This is a genomic window from Halorubrum trueperi (assembly GCF_042662525.1).
In the GTDB taxonomy this organism is placed as follows: Archaea; Halobacteriota; Halobacteria; order Halobacteriales; family Haloferacaceae; genus Halorubrum; species Halorubrum trueperi.
The window spans coordinates 305,545-326,422 of the sequence record NZ_JBHSXI010000023.1 but is presented as its reverse complement, the minus strand read 5'-3'; the positions used below and the strand labels follow the sequence as shown (position 1 = coordinate 326,422).

Sequence of the window (20,878 nt, the reverse complement as noted above, 5' to 3'; positions counted from 1 at the left end):
TCGCGTGTTACCCCTCTTGCTCGGTGCTCCGCAGTCTGAGCTGGTGGTCTTGAGTATCTGCCCAGTACCGAACAGTTGTCGTCGTGTCCGGGTCAATCCCGAGCGCGCGCAGGTCAACAGGCGATAAAACGATGCAAACACCAACGGGTTGATCGTCGAATGTTGCGACTGAGGCGGTTCGTATCGCGGTTTGGTCTTCCCGTGCTGCCATCCACTAATCGTCCGGCCGTATTTTCAACGGAACTTCTGCGAAGCCGACTTCGAGACGCAGGAGATGAATCTCCGAGTACGGTAGTACCATATAAATCTTTCTTGAACCCGATCTTTCACCGACAGTCGAACTATATTGCTGCGGGTGGACTCTCAGTGAAATGTACTGACTGGCCTAGAGCCGTGACTACGTATGGTTATTTTCCAAGGCTTTTGGATACCACCAGATGATCGCTGATTCTCCGACTTTCTTCCGTTCCAACTTGCCTTCGTCTGCGAGATCGGTCAGCCTATCGTAAGTTCCTCGGCGTCCAAGATCCAGTTCATCTGAAACTTCTTTCGTTGTCAGGAATGGGTCAGTGGCACCTCTGAAAACATCGAGTACGTCATCATCGGTGATAGTCGGTTCTCGGCCTGCCATTGTATGGACCATCTAGTCGTGTTAAAATAGACATTTGCTCCAATCGAGGAATTAGTTCCTACCGAGGAATTAAATAGGAGAATGCATACATGACAGTCGACAATGAAGCGTGCTTCACGCCTCGTTGCACACCCGGGTGTCCCGGCACCGAAGACAACCAACATAAGAGGTACGTATGAATTCATTACTGGACTGGTATTCTGATGACTCAGTCTCCGCAATCCACCACGCACTCCGTTCTTCACGCCGGCGTCTCTGCATCGTCATCGTTGCCGAGCACGTTTCAGAATCCTTCGCACAGCAACCATCAGACCGTGACCAGTATGACAAACAGAATTCTGCGGATGGAGACTTAACCGTCCGTGAGATTGCACGAGAAATCACAGCTATTGAACAAGAAGTTCCGACCGATCGCGCGACAGGCGAACCGTATCATAACGTGTACACCTCGTTGATCCAGTCACATCTCCCGCGCCTGGACGCGATCGATGCCGTATCGTATGACTCAGATCGGAAGATTGTGCGCCCGGCTCAGAACCTGTTCCCGCTCCTTATCGCAGTGTCAACGACTTCACCGATCCACATGGTATTCCACACGTCTGCAGCTGATCTCTATGCTGGCGGACTAACCTCGCAATCACCAATTGACGATTACCCAAGTACCTAATAAGTACGCTATGGCAAGCGACCCATCCAGTACTTCGAATGATCAAGGTGGTCACTCCTGCGAGGCTCAGTCGGCTGATGTCGTGAAAGGCCCTTGGGAAACCCCAGTGATACGGCGAGACAATGGTGACCCAGTGGGTGTGTCACTCCATCTTAGAGCCGATGATCTAGTTGACCTTGGAATCGACCCGGATGGCACCATGAACATCCACTATGGTATTACTCAGAATGGGGGAATACAATTGCTTGAGAAACAAGACGATCCACGGTAGTCCTACACTCGTGAACTGCCTTGGGGTCAAGCCCCGAGGCACTCAGCCTGCTCCGTCTGTAGATGAGCAGTCTTTCTTACAACCGTTGTCCACTATCCATCTCCCATTGTGTCCCCATTATACCGTCTTCAGCATATTTACCACTCAACAACTTTAGCAACTTCCAAGTGTGAACGTACTTCCCGACTTCTAACTCAATCTGTCCATCTTGGCGAACATATTCAAGTGGCTCTGTTGAAATCCTCTTCTTCAGACAAATTCTCATCTGAAACAGCTGGTCGATGAGAGGTGCGTATTGACCGCCCAGAATTCTACCAGCTCAGAGGGATGTTCCGTCAACCGTGCGAGATCCAGCGCGCGTATCTGGCATGGGAAGTCTACGGAAAGCTATCTGTTCAGATCGGTCTATACAATGCGCATAATCCGCGTGTCGTGATTTCCTAATGCTATATGACCATCATGTTACAAATGCATCAAAATGAGTGGTATTTGTATTAATTACCAAAGTTATCTTCAATATTGTCTAAGGCGGCGGGCTGCAATATTTCTTCCATCACTTCCATGGCACGCTCATAATCAGTTGAAAATTCGTGCCACGGGTCGGTATCGGTTTGAGGAGGATTGTAGCCATTCCACTCTTCGTCAGGCATTTCTCGAATAATATGGTAATCCATTCGTCTAAAACTGCCCAAAAGCTCCTTCAGTGGCTCCTCTTCTTCATCATCAAGATGTATTTGAGCTAATCTGAATGACCGTATGTACGATTCAAGTTTCGGACTTACTTCTTCCTCATACACCTCACGCTCAGAGGGGGGTGCGTTCCCATATCGATTTAATGTGTAGTGACAATCTTCAATATCAGCATATAAATCAGCCATTCGCTGTGATTCTTTCTCCAAAAAATAGTCTGCATACCATCTTTTCATTTCTGATTCTTGAGCTTTTTTTGTTGTCCAAATTGAAGCACCTGCTCCGACAAGTGCTCCAACTACCGTGGCACCAAATCCGATAGCTGCTGCCGCGATCATGGCTGAATATTAACAAAACAAATACTGATAATACTATTGATGGATAGATACTCTGTATCTTGTAGGGCGTTCCTAACAGAAGTGAGAGAGGTGTATGGTAAATTCGGTCTATGAATCCCCTGTATACAACTAACACGTTGTCCCCGATGACTTCCGCAGGTGTACTAGCATAATCCGGATTTCCCGGTCTGGAATCCAGAAAATGCTAGTATCTTCTTCAATTTCATATATATCAAACTCTTCGGGGTCACCTCAACTACCTCAACCATCATCACCAACTGTCAATTATAAAATTCGACCATCCAATAGCTACGTAGATCAAACCTATTCTAACTGCTGTGAGACCACAGCCATTTATTACTATAAGTAATTAATACCAGAAAGATAGGATAACTTGATAGAAATGCTAGAGATTGAACTTATAGATGTTCGACAAGTACACGTCTTTAATATCCTCATAATATGTGTGGACATAATAATCCACAGCATCTGTCTTATTATTCTTCAGCTCCCCTTGCTTGTCACCTCGCATATATTTCACCAACTCGTGATTAATATCCTTCTCCTTCTTCCAATGCGTCGTAAATTTATGACGAGGATAATGCGACGTAACAGGTCTCATCTCGTCAGATCCACTATACTCAGGATGGAACGCCGGCTTGTAGATCGCGCTGTTCAGATAACCCGTCTGGAGCTGATTCCCAGTCGCATTATTAATGAACAACCAAGACGATTTAACCGGTGGACGCTGCCGAAGATATTTCACCAGCAACTGTCGAGTCTCACGATCAATCGGCATCACTATCGGCCGCTCTGACTTGACCCCCGGTGTCTCATCCCGCGATGCGAAATAAATAACATCCCCATCCATATCCTCAATACGATGATGTGTACCCAAAGACGGGTACAACTCATTCAATTCCTTATGTTCGATCTTGACTTCTGGCAGCTGAATATGGCAAACCTGCGACCCACGGATTCCGTATTTAAACTGTGTATTCATCACCACTATATGTAATAGGTTTTTTACATTTCGCAAGCGGTGTCCCAACTCTTCAACCGTTATTCGCGGCACTGACCGTGCCTCACTGGCTGTTTCACTATTGATCTTGTCTTCCTTGAACATCATCGCGGCCTCAATTGGATTGTACCCTTTAGCATCGCCTGTACCATGCGGCATCTTCGGGTGCTTCGACCAATAATCAAACATATTTCTAATAATTCTCAGTATCCGTTTTGTATAATCTTTTGATAGGTCTTCCGTTATCAACACATCAATAAAATCACCGGCATGCCTCGTACTTGGGCAGGCAGCATGCCGATCGTATCCTGCCATATGACGCTTCCACCGATCAATATTACTCTTCTTGCGCTGAATATGTTTCTTCGTGATATTCTGTCCACCAATCCGAGTACTCTTATATAACTCTAAGGGATCCTCATCCAACTGCCTGAATTTCTCATCAAACTCCCGAAGTTTATCCTCATCTTGATTGAATGCCTCTCCAAACTTGTCAAATGCTGATAACTCGTCGTCGTCCTCTGGTTTTTCACTCATTATAATCACTCGTACACAAGCCCTTCAACGTGGGAAACTGTCTCAAACTCCGCTGCAGCAAACTGAACTGGATTGTACGTGTGTGGGTACTCAACGTTCCACATCAAGTACCGATAGAACGTGTTTAGAAACCTTAGGTACCCCCGACTCACGGTAATTGGCTTTCGAGTTTCCAGTAGTTCTTCGCACCATTCGTTTATCACCGTCGGGGATGCTAACGCGTGGTGACAGTCCTGCTCTTCGCAGAACTGCTTCCACACCCTTTCCACAAGCTGACGTTGTCGGTAATTACGAACACCGTCTTCTCCAGTATACTGGTCGTCAATATATTCACTCCAAATATCCCGACCTGCAAATTGATCCTCGTATGTACAGAACCGCCTCTCCTCGGGAATCTGATCGAATGTGGAGTAGACCGGTGGGAAGTCTCCGGACTTCCGAGACAGCTCCATCATCGCTTGTTCACCTCTTCCGGTGGATACCAGTCACCGTCGTCCTTAACGAACTCTGAATTCTCCAAGTGATCCAAGAACTCGTCAACAAACACCGCAATATTGTCACTCACATGGTTCATAATTTCTCTCCGATTCAACCCTGGATTCTCAATAATCAGGTCCTTTATTTTACCCAGGCCAACCTGGTACTCCTGCTGCTGCTGCGCATTCAATCTTTGCTGTAATTCGTCTCGCTCATTCCGCAACTGCCGTAGTCGACGACGTAGATCACCGATTTCATCCGGCGACTCCGCTTCAACCTGAATATCGCGTAACCCAGTCTCCACCATCGACGCGATCCACGAGCTCACAGACTGGTTCCGCTTCGTAGCCTCACTTTCCCACCGCTCATACTGCCCCTGCGGGACATACGACGTTGCGACAACAGTCTCGCACTCCGACGCTCCATCTTGCGCCCCGTCAGCGCTCATCGTTATTCACCTCATTCCGTACACACATACGCACACGCACGGGGACTAAGCCAATAGGCAATCGCTGATTGATACGTCTGGTCGGCGGCAAACCGCTTCTCATTAGTCGGAACGACATGCGCCCCAAACTCCCGTCAGCAGCGAAATCTGCTTTTTTCGAAGCAGACTTCGAGACTTTCGCTGAATCTGCGCTGCGACCATTACTATTAATAAATTTTACGCGAAACCCGAAGGTATGACATCTGACAAGAGACAAGGTCTCCTCACAGACACCGACAAGCAGTGGCTCTCAGGCGACCACGGCCGTTATGACCAAAAACATGCACTTACGATCGCCATAGCCGAGCTGATGGACGACATCAAGTTCTTATTCGATCAAGATCTTGATGAAATCTCGCAGCCTTCGACCGACAGTCTAAGCGACCTCTTTACCCGCGTCGATTCGCACACAGATATGGATCGGGAAGAGTGTGCCCAGTACCTGATCGCACTCGCCTACATCATCACGAACGAACCAATCGACTACACAGATATTGTCGAAGACATGATGCTCCACCCCCGGGACGAATCAACCTCACCAAATGACCCCGATCGTGGCGTTGGATCAGCAATGAATCCGTCACAGAGCGTTGACGAACTCTTACAGTTCCGACGAGCACTAACCGACGGCATTAAAATCGGGAAATCACGCGTTGAATCACCTGACACAGACACTATCCCAGATATAATATTGGTTGATACGAACACAGAATTATACAAGGAACCAACTCATGACCGACTAAAACCGGATGACAAAAATCTGGACGAAGGGTTTGACACGAACGACTGGCGGGATGCACTCGCTAAGTGGTTAGATGCCCAGTCCCCACGCACTGATTCGTCCACTATTTCACAGCAAACAGCCCTTGATATGATGGCCGAAGAAATTCAACTCAATGTTCTCTACCACTTAAGTCAGCGCCGCATTCATAGTGACCAATCGACCACTCCGAGTGAACTTCCGTACTTCTAGCTTCACCCTGAGTACAACGACTGGGATTTGTTTTGACACAACAATAGATTTAATAATTTATAACACTACTTATAACTATGTACGATTTGACAGGATTCCAGAGAGATTTACTGTACGTAGTTGCGGGTCTCGATGACCCTCACGGACTTGCCCTGAAAGATGAATTAGAAAATTACTACGAGAAAGAAATTCACCATGGACGACTCTATCCAAATCTGGACACGCTTGTTGAGAAAGGACTCGTTGAGAAAGGCGAACAAGATCGCAGAACAAACGTGTATACGCTGACCAGACGCGGGCAACGCGAAATCACAGCACGGGAAGAATGGGAAAACCAGTATACCGAATCACCGAACTGAAATAGTGAGTATCCACCGGAAATCCAGTGTGTTCAACCCACAATGCCGCCAAAGGCTTACGTTCACAGCCGGTTGACATTCGTTTGGAAGGAACACTGTCACACGCTCCTTCCCCTTTCCATGAACGCTGACGAATCGTCCCTCGGTCGTTGCCCGGAATGTGGTGAGGACGTTTCGGAAGCGTGGATTCTTGTTGAGTACGAGAAGGAAGACGGTACCGAGGGGGTGTGGGCCGAATGTCCGGTATGCGAAGACGTTGTCGCGCCGGAGTAGTTCACAGACAGCAGAATAAAGTGTTCTTCGTCGCGTATCCGGTGTAAGGTCTACAAATGGAGATTTCAGAGCAACTACATTGTCTGTTCTCGGGCAGTGTCGAAGAGCGCAACGGGTCATATGTGGTTGAGGTACCGGCGCAAGAGCTCCGCCTTGGCGGCCTACAGGTAGATGAGACGTACCGTGTGGCTGTTCTACCGGTACCCGCGACCAACGAGGCCAACGATACTGACGCCGCTCCACAGCCCGAGCAAACGCCACAGACGCCCCCTGTCGAGGAAGGCGAACAACGCACTGTTGAGATCGAAGACATTGGCGACCAAGGCGATGGCATCACCCGTGTTGAGCGCGGATTCGTCGTTATTGTACCCGACACCAAACAGAGCGAGCGTGTCACTATCGAGATCACCGATGTGCGCGAGAATGTCGCGTTCGCGGAAGTTGTCGAGCGCGTCAGTTACTACGAGTAATCTGAAGCGCTAATCTTCTTCACTGTGGAAGGAGCCTCGTGACTGATACGCAGTATTCAGCTACCAGCTGTGGCTGAAGAGTGGGGTTTCAACGGAGCCAATTTACCGTATATGAATTGGCAGTAAGTCCCGTACTGCTGGACTCACTGGCACGTGCTCCCTCGAAAATAAATCCCCAAGCGAGACTTCCAGCGAGTCAGGATCGAATCGGCCAACCTGTAATGGAGCGATTCGCTGAATCTCTTGTTCAACCTGTTCCACATCGTGCCGCCCCTCAGTATGAAAAATAATAAATGCTTGGTAATTGTTCGCAAATAGCGTCTGTAACCGCCGTACCAATTCAAGATACACCTTCTTGTAGTACACCTCAGCAACAATCTGGAACGGTGACGACATCCGAATGTCTGCAATTACAAAATTAGACTGATCCCCGACACGCCGTTCTACGTCAATCTCAATAGGTAACCCGAAGATCTCCCGCACGCGATTGTAAAGGGCCTTTACTGTCAGTTCAACACCGAGTCGATGTGAATCGGATGCTGACTCAATCGCAAAACAATCCAACGTCCCGTCAGCATGTGAAAAATAATTAACCACATGATTTACTGATCCACTCCTCTCAACGGGCTTCGCACAAATCGGGCATGAAAGACGTGGGTTCACCGCCCCATTTTTCTTCACGTGATTCTCCCAGTCCACACCAGTAACAACGGTATTGTTCGTGTGTTTCGCTATGAACATGCTCTCATCACCACAGTTGTGTGTCTCCACATCGTCAACAGCCTGTAAGCCAGACTCCTACTTGCTCAATTGCCGATTGAGCCGGGCTTCTGTTGGAATTCTATTCTTCAGATAGATTATTGTAGCTTTGTTGAAACCATCTTCTTCAGACATATCCTTGTCTGAAACAACTGATTACTGAAGACTGCGAATTGAGGTTCTATTGCTGTGAGGCTTATTCTAGAACCACGAATTGTTAGGGAACACTAGTATGATATTCTGAGCCTATCGTTTTAGATAGATGAAGATACGCCCGTAATATATCAAGCTACACTCGAACATGGACTGAAGACTAAATTTATAAGTAATGTCAAATATGCTAATAACAGACAAATGAGATTGCCTGTCAAGAATCCAAATACAAAAGAAGTCAAACAAAGAATTAAAGAATTTGTCGAAAAATCCCATCCAGGTGATGAAAAATCTGATTCTGTTTATGTACTTGAGTGTAATAAGGCAAAATCAAAAGAATCAACGATAGAAGCTGCAAAAGAGCTACTAGAAGAATATCCTAATGATGATGAGAAACTATATTTAGACCCAATCAAAGAAAGGAGAGATAATAGAACTTCAAGCACTTCAAGGCCTAACTCATTCGAAGAAGCGCTTGATACTGAAACAAAGAACATGAAATACGATCCATATATCTCATATCCAGCGTGGATTGAATACTGTTACAACGCTGAGGACATATATTATGTTGGCTGGAGTAATAAAGTAGAAGAAAGAATAACTAAACATGTAGTAAATAATGGATCTCTATTTACAAAAATATTTTCGCCTATCAAAATCGAAGAGATCCGCTGGTATCCCTCAAAAGCAGATGCTAAAAAAGCAGAAGGTAGTGTCGCGGGTGAATATTCAGATATAGGGCCAGATACTGATCTCCAAGAAGATAGTATTGGAAAATATGCGTACTTTTTCTAAATATCTGGCAATTTATCTAACTCATGGATCAGATCATTAGGTATATCTAATTTTATCTCTTCAAATTTGTCTGAATAATTTCTGACTTCCTCATCAGATAAGGCGCTATACCATGCCTCAGCAAGATTTTTCTTATACAATATGTAGTCAATATGATCTCTTTCATCAAGCTGGCCTAAACTAACGATTACTTTCGCTTTGGCTGATGAGGGTATATCCACAGTTGAAGAGTACCACCCTTTTGGAAGGTTATGAGATGGGATACGAATTAGATCTGGTTCCATAACAAATCCATCTTTAGTAACGAACTGAAACCCATCTTCTTCCCATTCCCATGGATCATCGCTCTTATTGTGTATTTCAAAGAATGCCACTCGCCTCTGCCCACCATCCCCAGATACTCTCGGATTATCCGTCAACTTCGACAAATCAATGTCTGTGAGGGAGATAATCTTGATACTGAGGTGGTCTCCAGATTGTTCAATCTTGTCAGCCATATATAATGGTTAACGAGCCATCTGGTTAAACATTATTGGGTGCCATTGAATAATTCTGATGGCGTAAGTGAGAAGGTTTGTTATCTATTTGAGCGCTAAAACTCCCACTGAACCCGAGAACCGGTTGTAGAGGATCTCAACAGACCCGCCAATTCATAAAAACCTACGCTCAATCAATCATCGACGGCACTATAACTACTACCTATATATGAACATCCTATGTTCCTTTGTTGAGGTTTTCGTCGATGCAAGTTTGGGACTCATCTGCACGGCGTTGATTAAGAATGCCTACGAGAGAATAAATCAGAAATTAGACTGGGATGGCTCTGTTAAAAACCTCTCCAACTGATGTATTTGACCCCGGTTCCGCTCAGTATTTGAGTCCCCTGTCTTGAGCACAACCGAGTCAAAATATATTATCTGCCAGGGATTCCAATACAGCCGTCGTGTGTGGATTTGTTTCGTGGCGGTAGCTATCTACTAGTAGATTGTCGCCCGCGACACTAACGACCGGTCTCATCTCCGGCGGCGTGCCGCGTCGACCGGGAAACCCTCGTGGCGGGCGGTCGCCTGCGCGGCGACGGGCGGGTCGCGTCAGCGACCACATGTCGCGCGCCTGGGTTCTCCGCGCGGTCATCGCTCCCATCGGGGAGTACTCGGGCGGGGACTGAGGGCGCGCGTTGGGTCGTAGCGCGCGGAGGGGCTTAATCGTCCTGCTCGCTCCCGGCGACGATCACCGCCTCGCCGTCGTCCGCCTGCGACTCGTTCGCAGACACCGGATCGATCCCGCGACGCGCTGCGTCGATCTCCGAGAGGATGTACACGAGCCCGACGAGAAGCAGGGCCCCGAGCGGGAGCAGCGCGAGCGGTGTCACCCGCGTGTATCCCCACGCGACCAACAGAACGACGACGACGACGGCGACGGTGACGGCGTAGTAGATCTGGGTCCGGACGTGGTCGATCAGGTCTGCGCCGGTGAACGTCGCCGACAGGACCGTCGTGTCCGAGATCGGCGAGCTGTGGTCGCCGAAAATGGCACCGGAGAAGATGACGCCGACCATCGCCGCGACGAGGGTGTGTCCCGCCGGGCCGCCGCCACTGATCTCCCACGCGATCGGGATTGCGATGGGAGTGACGATCCCCATCGTTCCCCAGGAGGTTCCCGTCGAGAAGGCGATCACGCCGGCGACCACGAAGACGAGCGCGGGCAAGAGCTCGGGGGAGACGGCACCGACGGTCGCGGTCGCGACGTAGTCGCCGGTTCCGAGCGCGTCGATGGCCTCGCCGATTCCCCACGCGAGCGCGAGGATGGAGACCGCGGTGAGCATGATCCCGAACCCGTCTATCGTGTACTCGGTCGCGTCGCCGACGCCGAAGACGCCGTATATCTTTCCGAGCAGAAACCCGCTCGCGACCATCGCGAACGAGCCGATCATGAGCGCGATCTCGTAGGATGCCCCGAGCGCCGCGTCCCACAGTCGCTGCCCGGCGAGAGCGAACTCGCCGCCGAGGAGATCGCCGACGAAGCCGGCCGACGAAAACTCACCGGACCACAGGGCGGTCGCGATCGTGACCGCGATCAGCACCGCCACGGGGACGAAGAAGTTTCTGAGTCGCGGCGTCGACGCCGGCGGCTCGCCTAGCTCGCCGGCGACGTCCTGCATCGGCACCGCCTCGTCGCGGGTGACCTTTCCGGTCGTCCACGAGCGGTGTTCTGCGGTCAGCATCTCGCCGTAGTCGCGCCCGGAGCCGACGATCACTAGGACCATCGCGATCGCGAGGATCGCGTACATGTTGAACGGGATCGACGAGAGGAACACCTCGACGGTCCCGGGGCGATCGGCCTCGGCGACGCCGGCCGACTCGTATCCCTCTCCGATGAGCGAGAGTTGGAACGCCACCCACGAGGAAATCCCGAGGGTCGCGACCGGTGCCGCGGTGGAGTCGACGACGTACGACAGCTTCTCTCGGGAGATCCGGAGCCGGTCGGAGACGTCCTTCATCGCGGAGCCGACGATGGCGGTGTTCGCGTAGTCGTCGAAAAAGAGGACGAGCCCGAGCCCCCACGCGACGAGCCCGGCCTTCCGCTGGCTGTCGAGCCGGTCGAGCGCCCAGTCGCGGACGGCGGCGGTCCCGCCGAGGTTCCATACCATGGCGACGCCGGAGCCGAGAAGCAGCGTGAACACGATGATCGTCGCCTGGAACTCGTCGGAGATCGCTGCGACGATCCACTCGAACGTCTGGACGATCCCGATGCCGTCGGTGTAGATCACCGCCCCCGACCAGATGCCGAGGAACAGCGACAGAACCGCCTTGCGAGTGATCACCGCCAGCAGGATCGCGAGCAACGGCGGGAAGACGGACAGCGCTCCGAACTCGGTCATTGGTACCGTATCCCACGCAGATGTACATAAGTCCTCCCCGGCCGAACGACTGCCGGAGTCGAGAATAATATCGGAAATACTCGAAAGATTCTGCGCAAATCTGTTGAGAAAGGCCCTGTTCGTCGCATACTGTCAAACGCGTATTCAGATTTTTGGAATAGCGGCAGTCTTCGAGGTGACCGGGGTCGGCGGAACCGGCGCGTATCCGAACGCACTTACGTCCCTGTGACCGACCCACGTGCAATGTCTGTACGAGTCGGCATCCTCGGTGCCACCGGTGCCGTGGGTCAGCGGTTCATCCAGTTGCTCGACGATCACCCGACGTTCGATCTCGCCGCGGTCACGGCGAGCGCGGACAGCGCCGGCAAGACGTACCGCGAGGCCGCCAAGTGGCGCGTCGACACGCCCATCCCGGACGACGTGGCCGAGATGGAAGTGACGGAGACGACCCCGGCCGGCGTCGCCGACGCCGACGTCGACCTCCTCTTTTCGTCGCTTCCCTCGGGCGTCGCCGCCGAGGTCGAGCCTGACTTCTTGGAGGAGGGACACGTCGTCTCGTCGAACTCCTCGAACGACCGCATGGCCGCGGACGTGCCGCTGACGATCCCCGAGATCAACCCCGACCACCTCGATCTGATCGAGGTCCAGCGCGACGAGCGCGGCTGGGACGGCGCTCTCGTGAAGAACCCGAACTGCTCGACGATCACGATGGTTCCGACCCTCGCGGCGATCGATCGGTTCGGCCTGGAGAGCGTCCGCGTCTCCACCTTACAGGCCGTGTCGGGTGCGGGTTACTCCGGCGTCACGTCGATGGAGATCATCGACAACGCCATCCCGCACATCGGCGGCGAGGAGGAGAAGATGGAGACGGAGTCGCGGAAGCTGCTCGGCGAGTTCGACGGCGCGGCGGTCGACCTCCACAGCGCCGACGTGGCCGCCTCCTGTAACCGTATCCCGACGCTCGACGGCCACCTGGAGAACGTCTTCGCCGAGTTCGCGGAGGACCCGTCCCCAGACGACCTCCGCGAGGCGATGCGGTCGTTCGAGGGCGCAGCCGAGCTTCCGAGCTCCCCCGACCAGTTGATCAAGGTCTTCGGCGACGACGAACCGGAGCGCCCGCAGCCCCGCCTCGACCGCACGTACGCTGACGGGATGGGCGTCGTCGCCGGCGGCGTGCAGGCGACCGACGCCGGCGCGAAGTACAACTGCCTCGCGCACAACACGATCCGCGGTGCAGCGGGTGCGTCGCTGCTCAACGGTGAGCTGCTCGTCGAGGAAGGGTACGTCTAGACGGGTCGCAGCGACGCGCCTCCGTTCGGTGCTGAAGTCTCCGCACGTTTCGAGACTGGCGGCGGACGCTTCCGGTCGTTTCGAGGCTGTAATCCGACTCCTACTCCCGTTCGATCGCGACGCTCGCACCGCCGGACAGCGACCGCAGCGGGCGCACGTCGTCGATCTCGGCGACCACGCTCACCGGACTAGCGGCGCGCGGCTCCGCTCCCTCGCTGGCGGGCGTCGGCCCCCAGAAGAGACAGAGCGCGTTCCCGCGGGGCCAGTAGGCGACCGCCCCGACCGGTACCGCAGCCCGCGCGTTCTCCGCCGGTACGTCGACGGGAACGTCGAAGTAGAGCTCGTCGCCCCACCGCTCGGCGTCGCCGGCGAGCGGGAGCCCGCTCGCTATCGCCTCGCGAACTTCGGGGGCGTCGTCCGTCCACGTCGCCGTCAGCTCGCGGTCGCCGACGCGGACTTGCAGGTCGCTCATTTCCCTTCGAACTCCGGCTCGCCGTCGCCCATGAACGCCGTGATCCCCTCCATGAGGTCGTCCGTGTTCATGACGTGGCCGAAGCCCATCGCCTCGACTTCGAGGCCGGCTTCGGCGTCGGTCCGGCCGGCGTGCATGGCGCGTTTCGTGTACTTCTGGGCGATCGGCGGTCCGGCTGCGAGCTGCGTCACCAGCTCCCACGCTCGCTCGTCGAGTTCGTCGTCCGGGACCACGTCGTTGATGAAGCCGTACTCCGCGAGCGTCTCGGCCTCGTAGCGGTCCGCGGTGAAGATGATCTCCTTCGCGCGCCCCTCGCCGACGATGTGGGCGAGCCGCTGGGTACCGCCCCAGCCCGGAAGCAACCCGAGGTCGTGTTCCGGCTGTCCGAGCTCCGAGCGCTCGGAGGCGACCCGCACGTCGGCCGCGGTCGCGAGCTCCATCCCGCCGCCGAGACAGTAGCCGTCGATGGCGGCGACGACGGGCTTGTCGGACTCCTCCAGCTTCCCGAACGTCTGCTGGCCCTGTCGGGACAACTCGACCGCGTGGATCGGGTCCGCGCCGCCGGCCGCCATGCTCTGGACGTCGGCACCGGCCGAAAAGGCGCGGTCGCCCGCGCCGGACAGCAGGATCGCCCGAACCTCGTCGGCGGCGTCGAGGCGGTCGATCGCGTCGGCGAACTCGTCGAGCAGCTCGCCGCTTATCGTGTTCATCCGGTGCGGGCGGTCGATTACGACGCGCCCGACGCGGTCCTCGACGGAGACGTCGAGCGTGTCGTAGCCCGCGAACGGGTCGTCGCTCTCGCCGTCCGCGCCGTCCTGCCCTTCCGCGCCATTCACACCCCCGTCACCGTGGAAACCGCCGGCTTCGGCGGCCTCCCGCAGGTAGTCGGTCGCCTCGTAGCGTGCCTCACCCGTTTCCTCGTGGAGCTCGTCGAGAACGTCGACGAGCTCGTCGAGCCCCTCGGCGTCGGCGAGCTTCGCGGGGCCGTCCGGGAACCCGGCACCGAGCATGACCGCGCGGTCGATCGCGGACGCGTCGGCGACGTCGTTGCCGACGAGCCCCGCGACCTCGTTCGCCATCACCGCGAGCAGTCGGCGGCGGACGGCCGGATCGATCGCGTCGGTCGGGACTTGTGCGCCGCCGTCCTCGTAGTCGTAGAAGCCGGAGCCGGTCTTCTTGCCGAGCTCCTCGGACTCGACTTTCTCGACGAGCAGCGGGCAGGGACGGTACGCCTCGCCGAGCACCTCGTGCATGTACTGGAGGACGTGGTAGCCCACGTCGATGCCGACCTGGTCGGCGAGCTCGAACGAGCCCATCGGGAGCCCCATGTCGAACTTCGTGGTCGAGTCGACCGTCTCTATCGTCGCGTCGCCCGAGTCGACGATCCACGCCGCCTCGTTCATCAGGGGAACGAGGATGCGGTTGACGATGAATCCGGGGCTGTCCTTCCGGACGCGGACCGGGGTCTTCCCCATGGACTCCGCGAATCCTTCGATCAGTTCCAGCGTCTCCTCGGACGTGTGTTTCCCGGAGATCACCTCGACGAGGTCCATCCGCACCGGCGGGTTGAAAAAGTGCATCCCGCAGAATCGCTCGGGGCGGTCGGTGACCTCCGAGATCTCGGTGATCGAGAGGCTGGAGGTATTGGTGACGAAGACGGCCTCCTCGGGCGCGTACTCGACGACCTCGCCGTACACGTCCTTTTTGATCGCCATCTTCTCCGGGACCACCTCGATCACCACGTCGGCGTCGGCGAGAGAGTCTTCGAGGTCGACCTGGGGCTCGATTCGGTCGAGAGCGGCCTCAGCCTCGTCTTCGCCTATCCGGTCCTTCTCGGCGAGCTTGCCGAGCGACCACTCAATCTGGTCGTAGCCGTCCTGAACGAGTTCCTCTTCGATGTCCCGCAGCGACACCCCGTAGCCGGCGAGCGCGGCCACTTCGGCGATGCCGTGGCCCATGTTTCCGGCTCCGAGGACCGTTACGTGCTGGACGTCTTCGAGCTGCATACAAGAGCGGTCGGAAGCGTCCCGGTTGAACGTTTCCATCTTCCAAACGAGAAACGCATGGTAAGTTTATCAGTCGCGGCTGCGGGTTCGGCGGGAGGGTTGCCGAGGCGATCGCCGCCGCGACCGCAAACGTCGGGTGGTTCCGGCTCGAAGGGCGGGGCGATGGACGATCGAATCGCGACGACCCTCCGCGACGATCCGACGATGGCGCGGCTGATCGACCGGCACGGTCCGCTCGCGATAGCGCCCGCTTCCGACGAGTTCGCGCGCCTCTGCACCTCGATCGTGAACCAGCAGCTCTCGACGGCCTCGGCGGCGGCCATCCACGGGCGATTCGTGGACGAACTCGGCGGCGATCCGACCCCGGATCGCGTGCTCGCTGTCGACGAGGACGCGCTGCGCGACGCCGGGCTCAGCGGGACGAAGGTGGAGTACCTTCGGTCGGCCGCGAGCGCGTTCCGCGACGGCGACGTCGACCTGACCCGCGAGGGGCTCGCGGATCGGAGCGATGAGGCCGTCGTCGACGAACTCACCGCCATCCGCGGCGTCGGCGAGTGGACCGCGCGAATGTACCTAATCTTTGCGCTCGGACGCGAGGACGTGCTCCCGCTCGGCGATCTCGCGGTTCGGAAGGGGATCGAACGGGTGTACAACGACGGCGACGAGCTCACCCGCGCGGAGATGCGCGAGATCGGTGAGGCGTGGCGTCCCTACCGGAGCTACGGAACTCGCTACGTCTGGGCCGAGTACGAGTCCTAGATCGACGGGCGGACGACCGACACCGAACGCACTCGGACCCGGGGCCTGTTGAAATACACGGCGAGAGACTCGTATGGCCCCGGTTTCGGTCAGTACGGAAGTGGTGATGATCGATTCCGGGAGTGAGTATTGCAGACTGCCGCTGGCAACGAGGTATATAAAAGGAGTGAGCGGGGGCGGCGACGACTGCTTATAACTGAACGTGGCGGTGCGGTGGCGCGCCTCCGAGCGTCCGTTTAAAACGGACGCGAGGAGCCCGCGAGGGACGCGGCGACCACAGGGAGCCGCGAGGCTGGGGAGGAGTGAGGTGTGGTGCAGTGCGGTTGCGATGCGGGGTGGGACTCAAAGGGGCAGTCGCCGGCGGCTCTGCCGCCGGCTGCCAGAGGCGCTCCGCGGCGGGGGCTTTGGATGTGTTCACCGCGCCAGCAATCACTTATAAGCGAGCGGCTGGGGCTTTGGACGTGTTCACCGCGCCAGCAACGATAGATAAACAGCCGCCAGCAGCGCCACTCGCTCTCTTATAAACGATCACCCCAATGCAGTGAGATCCCTACTCCCGGAATCGGTCAATTTGCACTCTTCGGCGATCAGCTGTTTCAGACAAGAATACGTCTGACAAGAGGATTTCAACGGAGCCGGATCCGGAGGTATTTGTCCACCGATCGCCTCCGATCCCCCATGCGAACGCTCGTCTTCGACGGCCGGACCGGCGCAGCCGGCGACATGATCTGTGCCGCGCTGATCGCGGCCGGAGCCGACCCGGACGTCCTCGCACCCGCGTCCGACCGGCTCCCGGTCAGGTACGAGATTGGCGAGACGACGAGAAACGGGGTCCGGTCGACGACCGTCGACGTGCTCCTGAACGACGAGGATCGCGATCACGACCCGTCACGCGATCACGATCACGCCGGTGACCGCGCCGAGGGGGCCGGTTCGAGTCGGAGCTACCCCGAAGTCGTCGCGATCGTCGAGTCGATGGGGCTGTCCGAGGCCGTCGAGTCGGTCGCGCTCGACGCCTTCGAGTTGCTCGGTCGCGCCGAGGCGTCGGTCCACGGCACCGACCTCGACGAGACCCACTTCCACGAGGTCGGCGCGGACGACGCGATCGCCGACGTGGTCGGCGCGGCGCTGCTCCTCGACGACCTCGGTCCCGACCGCGTCGTCACCACGCCGGTCGCCGCGGGCGGCGGCGAGGTGGAGATGGCCCACGGAACCTACCCGGTCCCCGCGCCCGCGACGACCGAGATCGCGGCACGGGCCGGCTTCTCGCTGGTCGGCGGGCCAATCGACCGCGAGCTGTTGACGCCGACGGGGGCCGCGATCCTCGCCGCGGTCGCCGACGGGGTCGACTCGATCCCCGACATCGAGGTCGACGCCACCGGGTACGGCGCGGGCGACGCGGCCTTCGATGCCCACCCGAACGTCCTCCGCGTTCTCGTCGGCGACGGGGGCAACAGAGGCGACGAGAGCGACGGGGAGGACGGGAGCGACGAGGGACTGATCCACGACGACGTCGCCGTCCTCGAAACGAACCTCGACGACGCCTCGCCGGAGGTGCTCGGTGGGCTCCAGGAGACACTCGAAGACGTCGGTGCGCGCGACGTGACGATCGTCCCAACCACGATGAAGAAGTCGCGACCGGGGCACCTGGTCACCGTGATCTGCAAGCCCGCGGACGCCGAAGCCGTCGCGGAGCGGCTCGCCCGCGAAACGGGGACCCTCGGCGTCCGGCAGTCGGCAGCGAGCCACCGGTGGATCGCCGAGCGCGCCTTCGAGACGGCGGCGCTCTCGATCGACGGCGACGAGTACGAGGTGTCGGTGAAGGTCGCCTCGACCGCCGACGGCGACGTCTACGACGTCAGCGCCGAGTACGACGACGCTGCCGCAGTCGCCGGGTCGACAGGGGCCCCGATTCGGGAAATCCTCCGTCGCGCCGAAGCGCGTGTGCGAGAGGACCTCGGTGAGTAGCTCGGCGAGCAGCTCGGTGAGTAGCGGCTGATCGGCGGTTCGGCGGTTCGGCGGTTCGGCGATTCCGCGTTCGGCGGAGCGATCGCGTCGCCATCCCGGCCGACGAATCGGTGCGAGAGCACCCAGTGCGGCCGGTTCCGTCGACGCCGAGACGACAGGCCTATGACGAACGCCCGACCAGCACCACGTAACGCAGACTCCGTCATGATCGAGCGAATCCACACGTCGGACGTCGAACCGGACGCGGACGAGGTCGCCATCGCCGGCCACGTCCACGAGATCCGCGATTTGGGGGGGCTCGTCTTCCTGATCGTGCGCGACCGCGAAGGGCTCATCCAGATCGTCTTCAAGGAGGAGCGCGAGCCGGACCTGTTTGAGGCCGTTCAGGAGGTCGGCGCGGAGGACGTCGTCCGCGTGGTCGGCGAGCCGCTGGAGAGCGATCAGGCCCCCGGCGGCGTCGAGATCGCCCCGACCGAGTACGAGGTCATCGACGAGGCCGACTCCCCGCTTCCGCTGGACATCTCGAAGGATATCGAGGTGGACCTCTCGACCCGACTCGACAACCGCGCGCTCGACCTTCGGAAGCCGGAGACGCTCGCCGTGTTCACGCTGCGCTCGACGCTGATGACGGCGATGGAGGAGTGGTTCGACGACGAGGGGTTCGTCGACATCAAGACCCCGCTCATCTCGAAGGGTGGCGCGGAGGGCGGCGCGGAGCTGTTCCCGATCCTCTACTATAACCAGGACGCGTTCCTCTCGCAGAGCCCGCAGCTGTACAAGCAGATGCTGATGGCGTCGGGCTACGAGGCCGTCTACGAGACGGGCACGGCGTTCCGTGCGGAGGACTTCGCGACCTCGCGTCACGTCTCCGAGATCGCGATGTTCGACGTGGAGCTCGCGTACATCGACGACCACGACGACGTGATGGACGTCCAGGAAGAGTCGCTGCGCCACGCGCTCCGCGAGGTCGCCGAGAACGCCGAACGCGAACTGGAGCTGCTCGACGTCGACCTCGACGTGCCCGAAGCGGACTTCCCGCGGATCACCTTCGACGAGGCGCTCGACATCCTCGAAACCGAGTACGGTCACTTCCCGGACGACCCGACCGACCTCGACACGAAAGGCGAGAAGCTGCTGGGCGAGCACTTCGAGGAGCGGGGACATCCCGCGTTCTTCGTCGTCGGCTACCCCGACGAGAAGTTCTACTACATGCAGGACGTCGAGGGCGACGACATCGCCTCCCGAAAGTTCGACCTGATTTACAGGGGACAGGAGCTCTCCTCTGGCGGACAGCGCGAGCACGATGTCGATCGCATGGTCGAGGTCATGGAGGAGGAGGGCGTCGAGACGGCCAACTTCGAGTTCTACATCGAGGCGCTGAGCTTCGGCACCCCGCCCCACGGCGGCTACGGGCTCGGCATCGACCGGCTTGTCCAGAAGGTCGCCGACCTCGACAACATCAAGGAGGCGATCATGTTCCCGCGCGATCCGAACCGGCTGGAGCCCTAACGCGGTTCGACCGCCGCTCCGTCTCACTCCGACGCGAGAAGTAACACAACGGATCAACGACATCCGACTTGATCGATACCGGGAGTGGATATTGCACGCGGTTGATGTGATCATTTGGCTCTGTTGAAATCCTCTCCTTCAGACATATTGTCGTCTGGAACAGCCGGTCGCGAACAGTGCGAAGTTATCGGTCATCGGTCAAAGAGATGCTTTAGCTTCCCGAACTACCTTATCCTCAGACGGTTTCGTGTTGGTCATGAACCGCCGCGATCTCCTCGCTCACATTGGTGCCGGGTCAATCGTTGGTATCGCTGGTTGCCTCGGAGACGCTGAGACGCCTGATGACCCAGTAGCCGGCAATGAATCAGATGGAGAAGTAGATTCTACAACTCCCCAGATAGATGGCCAGCCGTGCCCCCCATACGAAACGGAACGTGATAGTGCCGTCTGTTCTCACACAGTAGACACAGACACGGCATCAGTGTATATTGAGCCGAATCCAGAAAGCAGCACCCTCAATGACGGGACACCTGTTGACGATATTACGCTGACCTTCTACAATCAGTCCTCCACTGAACTCACGTTCAATCCGCACAGTTGGAGCATCTGGCACAATTCGGGAACTGAATGGGAGGAACTCCAGCAGGAACTGTCGGGTGATGAACGCCTGACTACGTCGCCAGATGACACACATTCGTGGTCGTTTATGCAGGCGGTGGAGTCCATTCAGGAGGAGCCGGTACTTGAGCCAGGTCTATATGCTGCGGAACTCGGTGTTCCTGACCCCGAAAACAGCGACGATTGGATTGCTTGTATTGCACTTGTTCAACTTAACACAGCTGAGTAAGGTACATATGGACGATTTGGTAGTCTCCTGCACTGAGTAATTCGTGATTCCCCAGTACTGAGCGATTCGTGTGTCCCCTGTATTGACCGCAACCGGGTCAGAATGTATCACCTGCTGAGGATTTCAACAGAGCCGATCATTTATAAGTGATCGAGTGGTGTTGCTGGCGGCTGTTTATAAGTCGTTGCTGATGCGGTTAATCACCGTGTTTCTGGCGTTGGTTGTTTATAAGTGATTGACGGTGC

At 56.7% G+C, this 20,878-nt stretch carries 21 protein-coding genes; 11 read left to right on the top strand and 10 right to left on the bottom strand.

What is annotated here, in order from left to right; all coding sequences use genetic code 11:
- Nucleotides 1–397: 397 nt before the first annotated feature.
- Complete coding sequence (locus ACFQEY_RS16835) at nucleotides 398–631, bottom strand: hypothetical protein (protein WP_379770853.1); 234 nt, start codon at nucleotides 629–631, stop codon at nucleotides 398–400.
- Between the two features lie 175 nt (nucleotides 632–806).
- Here ACFQEY_RS16835 and ACFQEY_RS18825 point away from each other — a divergent pair, with 175 nt between their 5' ends.
- Nucleotides 807–1,298, top strand: a complete 492-nt coding sequence (locus tag ACFQEY_RS18825; RefSeq protein WP_459863342.1) for a DUF7344 domain-containing protein — start codon at nucleotides 807–809, stop codon at nucleotides 1,296–1,298.
- Nucleotides 1,299–2,063: 765 nt separating this feature from the next.
- On the opposite strand, the gene ACFQEY_RS16830 is transcribed toward ACFQEY_RS18825, so the two are convergent.
- The 4 genes from ACFQEY_RS16830 to ACFQEY_RS16815 form a co-directional block, all read right to left on the bottom strand.
- Nucleotides 2,064–2,597, bottom strand: a complete 534-nt coding sequence (locus tag ACFQEY_RS16830) for a hypothetical protein (protein WP_379770851.1) — start codon at nucleotides 2,595–2,597, stop codon at nucleotides 2,064–2,066.
- A gap of 406 nt (nucleotides 2,598–3,003) precedes the next feature.
- Nucleotides 3,004–4,155: a hypothetical protein gene (locus tag ACFQEY_RS16825; protein WP_379770848.1), complete on the bottom strand. Its 1,152-nt coding sequence runs from the start codon at nucleotides 4,153–4,155 to the stop codon at nucleotides 3,004–3,006.
- A gap of 5 nt (nucleotides 4,156–4,160) precedes the next feature.
- Nucleotides 4,161–4,610 (bottom strand): hypothetical protein, encoded by a 450-nt coding sequence (locus ACFQEY_RS16820; protein ID WP_379770846.1) that lies wholly within the window; start codon nucleotides 4,608–4,610, stop codon nucleotides 4,161–4,163.
- Nucleotides 4,607–5,080, bottom strand: a complete 474-nt coding sequence (locus ACFQEY_RS16815) for a hypothetical protein (RefSeq protein ID WP_379770844.1) — start codon at nucleotides 5,078–5,080, stop codon at nucleotides 4,607–4,609. The genes ACFQEY_RS16820 and ACFQEY_RS16815 overlap by 4 nt, the downstream gene beginning before the upstream one ends.
- 235 nt (nucleotides 5,081–5,315) lie before the next feature.
- On the opposite strand from ACFQEY_RS16815, the gene ACFQEY_RS16810 reads away from it, so the two are divergent.
- The 4 genes from ACFQEY_RS16810 to ACFQEY_RS16800 all read left to right on the top strand — a co-directional run bounded on the left by ACFQEY_RS16810 (nucleotide 5,316) and on the right by ACFQEY_RS16800 (nucleotide 7,194).
- Nucleotides 5,316–6,092, top strand: coding sequence for a hypothetical protein (locus tag ACFQEY_RS16810; RefSeq protein ID WP_379770842.1), 777 nt, complete (start codon nucleotides 5,316–5,318; stop codon nucleotides 6,090–6,092).
- Between the two features lie 77 nt (nucleotides 6,093–6,169).
- Nucleotides 6,170–6,451: a PadR family transcriptional regulator gene (locus ACFQEY_RS16805; RefSeq protein ID WP_379770840.1), complete on the top strand. Its 282-nt coding sequence runs from the start codon at nucleotides 6,170–6,172 to the stop codon at nucleotides 6,449–6,451.
- Between the two features lie 120 nt (nucleotides 6,452–6,571).
- A complete protein-coding gene (locus ACFQEY_RS18820; RefSeq protein ID WP_459863334.1) occupies nucleotides 6,572–6,724 on the top strand; it encodes a DUF7837 family putative zinc-binding protein in 153 nt (50 codons plus the stop codon).
- A 56-nt stretch (nucleotides 6,725–6,780) separates the two neighbouring features.
- Complete coding sequence (locus ACFQEY_RS16800; protein ID WP_379770837.1) at nucleotides 6,781–7,194, top strand: TRAM domain-containing protein; 414 nt, start codon at nucleotides 6,781–6,783, stop codon at nucleotides 7,192–7,194.
- Nucleotides 7,195–7,296: 102 nt separating this feature from the next.
- Here the strand turns inward: ACFQEY_RS16800 and ACFQEY_RS16795 are convergent, their stop codons facing one another.
- Nucleotides 7,297–7,965: a competence protein CoiA family protein gene (locus tag ACFQEY_RS16795; protein ID WP_379770835.1), complete on the bottom strand. Its 669-nt coding sequence runs from the start codon at nucleotides 7,963–7,965 to the stop codon at nucleotides 7,297–7,299.
- A gap of 342 nt (nucleotides 7,966–8,307) precedes the next feature.
- On the opposite strand from ACFQEY_RS16795, the gene ACFQEY_RS16790 reads away from it, so the two are divergent.
- On the top strand, nucleotides 8,308–8,901 hold the full coding sequence (locus ACFQEY_RS16790; RefSeq protein ID WP_379770832.1) for a GIY-YIG nuclease family protein: 594 nt from the start codon (nucleotides 8,308–8,310) through the stop codon (nucleotides 8,899–8,901).
- Here the strand turns inward: ACFQEY_RS16790 and ACFQEY_RS16785 are convergent.
- Both ACFQEY_RS16785 and ACFQEY_RS16780 read right to left on the bottom strand, forming a co-directional pair.
- The gene (locus tag ACFQEY_RS16785; protein ID WP_379770830.1) at nucleotides 8,898–9,398 is read right to left on the bottom strand and encodes a hypothetical protein; all 501 of its coding nucleotides are present in this window, start codon (nucleotides 9,396–9,398) and stop codon (nucleotides 8,898–8,900) included. The two genes, ACFQEY_RS16790 and ACFQEY_RS16785, sit on opposite strands and share 4 nt — an antisense overlap.
- 704 nt (nucleotides 9,399–10,102) lie before the next feature.
- On the bottom strand, nucleotides 10,103–11,782 hold the full coding sequence (locus ACFQEY_RS16780; RefSeq protein ID WP_379770828.1) for a Na+/H+ antiporter NhaC family protein: 1,680 nt from the start codon (nucleotides 11,780–11,782) through the stop codon (nucleotides 10,103–10,105).
- A gap of 243 nt (nucleotides 11,783–12,025) precedes the next feature.
- On the opposite strand from ACFQEY_RS16780, the gene asd reads away from it, so the two are divergent.
- Nucleotides 12,026–13,072: an aspartate-semialdehyde dehydrogenase gene (gene asd, locus ACFQEY_RS16775; protein ID WP_379770826.1), complete on the top strand. Its 1,047-nt coding sequence runs from the start codon at nucleotides 12,026–12,028 to the stop codon at nucleotides 13,070–13,072.
- A gap of 100 nt (nucleotides 13,073–13,172) precedes the next feature.
- On the opposite strand, the gene ACFQEY_RS16770 is transcribed toward asd, so the two are convergent.
- Nucleotides 13,173–13,544 carry a cyclophilin-like fold protein gene (locus ACFQEY_RS16770; protein WP_379770824.1) on the bottom strand — a complete coding sequence of 124 codons (372 nt, stop codon included), beginning with the start codon at nucleotides 13,542–13,544 and terminating at the stop codon, nucleotides 13,173–13,175.
- Nucleotides 13,541–15,550, bottom strand: a complete 2,010-nt coding sequence (locus ACFQEY_RS16765; protein WP_379770822.1) for a 3-hydroxyacyl-CoA dehydrogenase/enoyl-CoA hydratase family protein — start codon at nucleotides 15,548–15,550, stop codon at nucleotides 13,541–13,543. Before ACFQEY_RS16765 ends, ACFQEY_RS16770 begins: the two co-directional genes overlap by 4 nt.
- Nucleotides 15,551–15,712: 162 nt before the next feature.
- Here ACFQEY_RS16765 and ACFQEY_RS16760 point away from each other — a divergent pair, with 162 nt between their 5' ends.
- The 4 genes from ACFQEY_RS16760 to ACFQEY_RS16745 all read left to right on the top strand — a co-directional run bounded on the left by ACFQEY_RS16760 (nucleotide 15,713) and on the right by ACFQEY_RS16745 (nucleotide 20,633).
- Entirely contained in the window at nucleotides 15,713–16,309 is a 597-nt protein-coding gene (locus ACFQEY_RS16760; RefSeq protein WP_379770820.1) for a DNA-3-methyladenine glycosylase family protein, read from the top strand.
- A gap of 678 nt (nucleotides 16,310–16,987) precedes the next feature.
- Nucleotides 16,988–18,277, top strand: a complete 1,290-nt coding sequence (larC, locus tag ACFQEY_RS16755; protein ID WP_379770817.1) for a nickel pincer cofactor biosynthesis protein LarC — start codon at nucleotides 16,988–16,990, stop codon at nucleotides 18,275–18,277.
- A 204-nt stretch (nucleotides 18,278–18,481) separates the two neighbouring features.
- A complete protein-coding gene (aspS, locus tag ACFQEY_RS16750) occupies nucleotides 18,482–19,786 on the top strand; it encodes an aspartate--tRNA(Asn) ligase (RefSeq protein ID WP_379770815.1) in 1,305 nt (434 codons plus the stop codon).
- A gap of 256 nt (nucleotides 19,787–20,042) precedes the next feature.
- Nucleotides 20,043–20,633, top strand: a complete 591-nt coding sequence (locus ACFQEY_RS16745; RefSeq protein WP_379770813.1) for a hypothetical protein — start codon at nucleotides 20,043–20,045, stop codon at nucleotides 20,631–20,633.
- The last annotated feature ends 245 nt before the right edge of the window (nucleotides 20,634–20,878 follow it).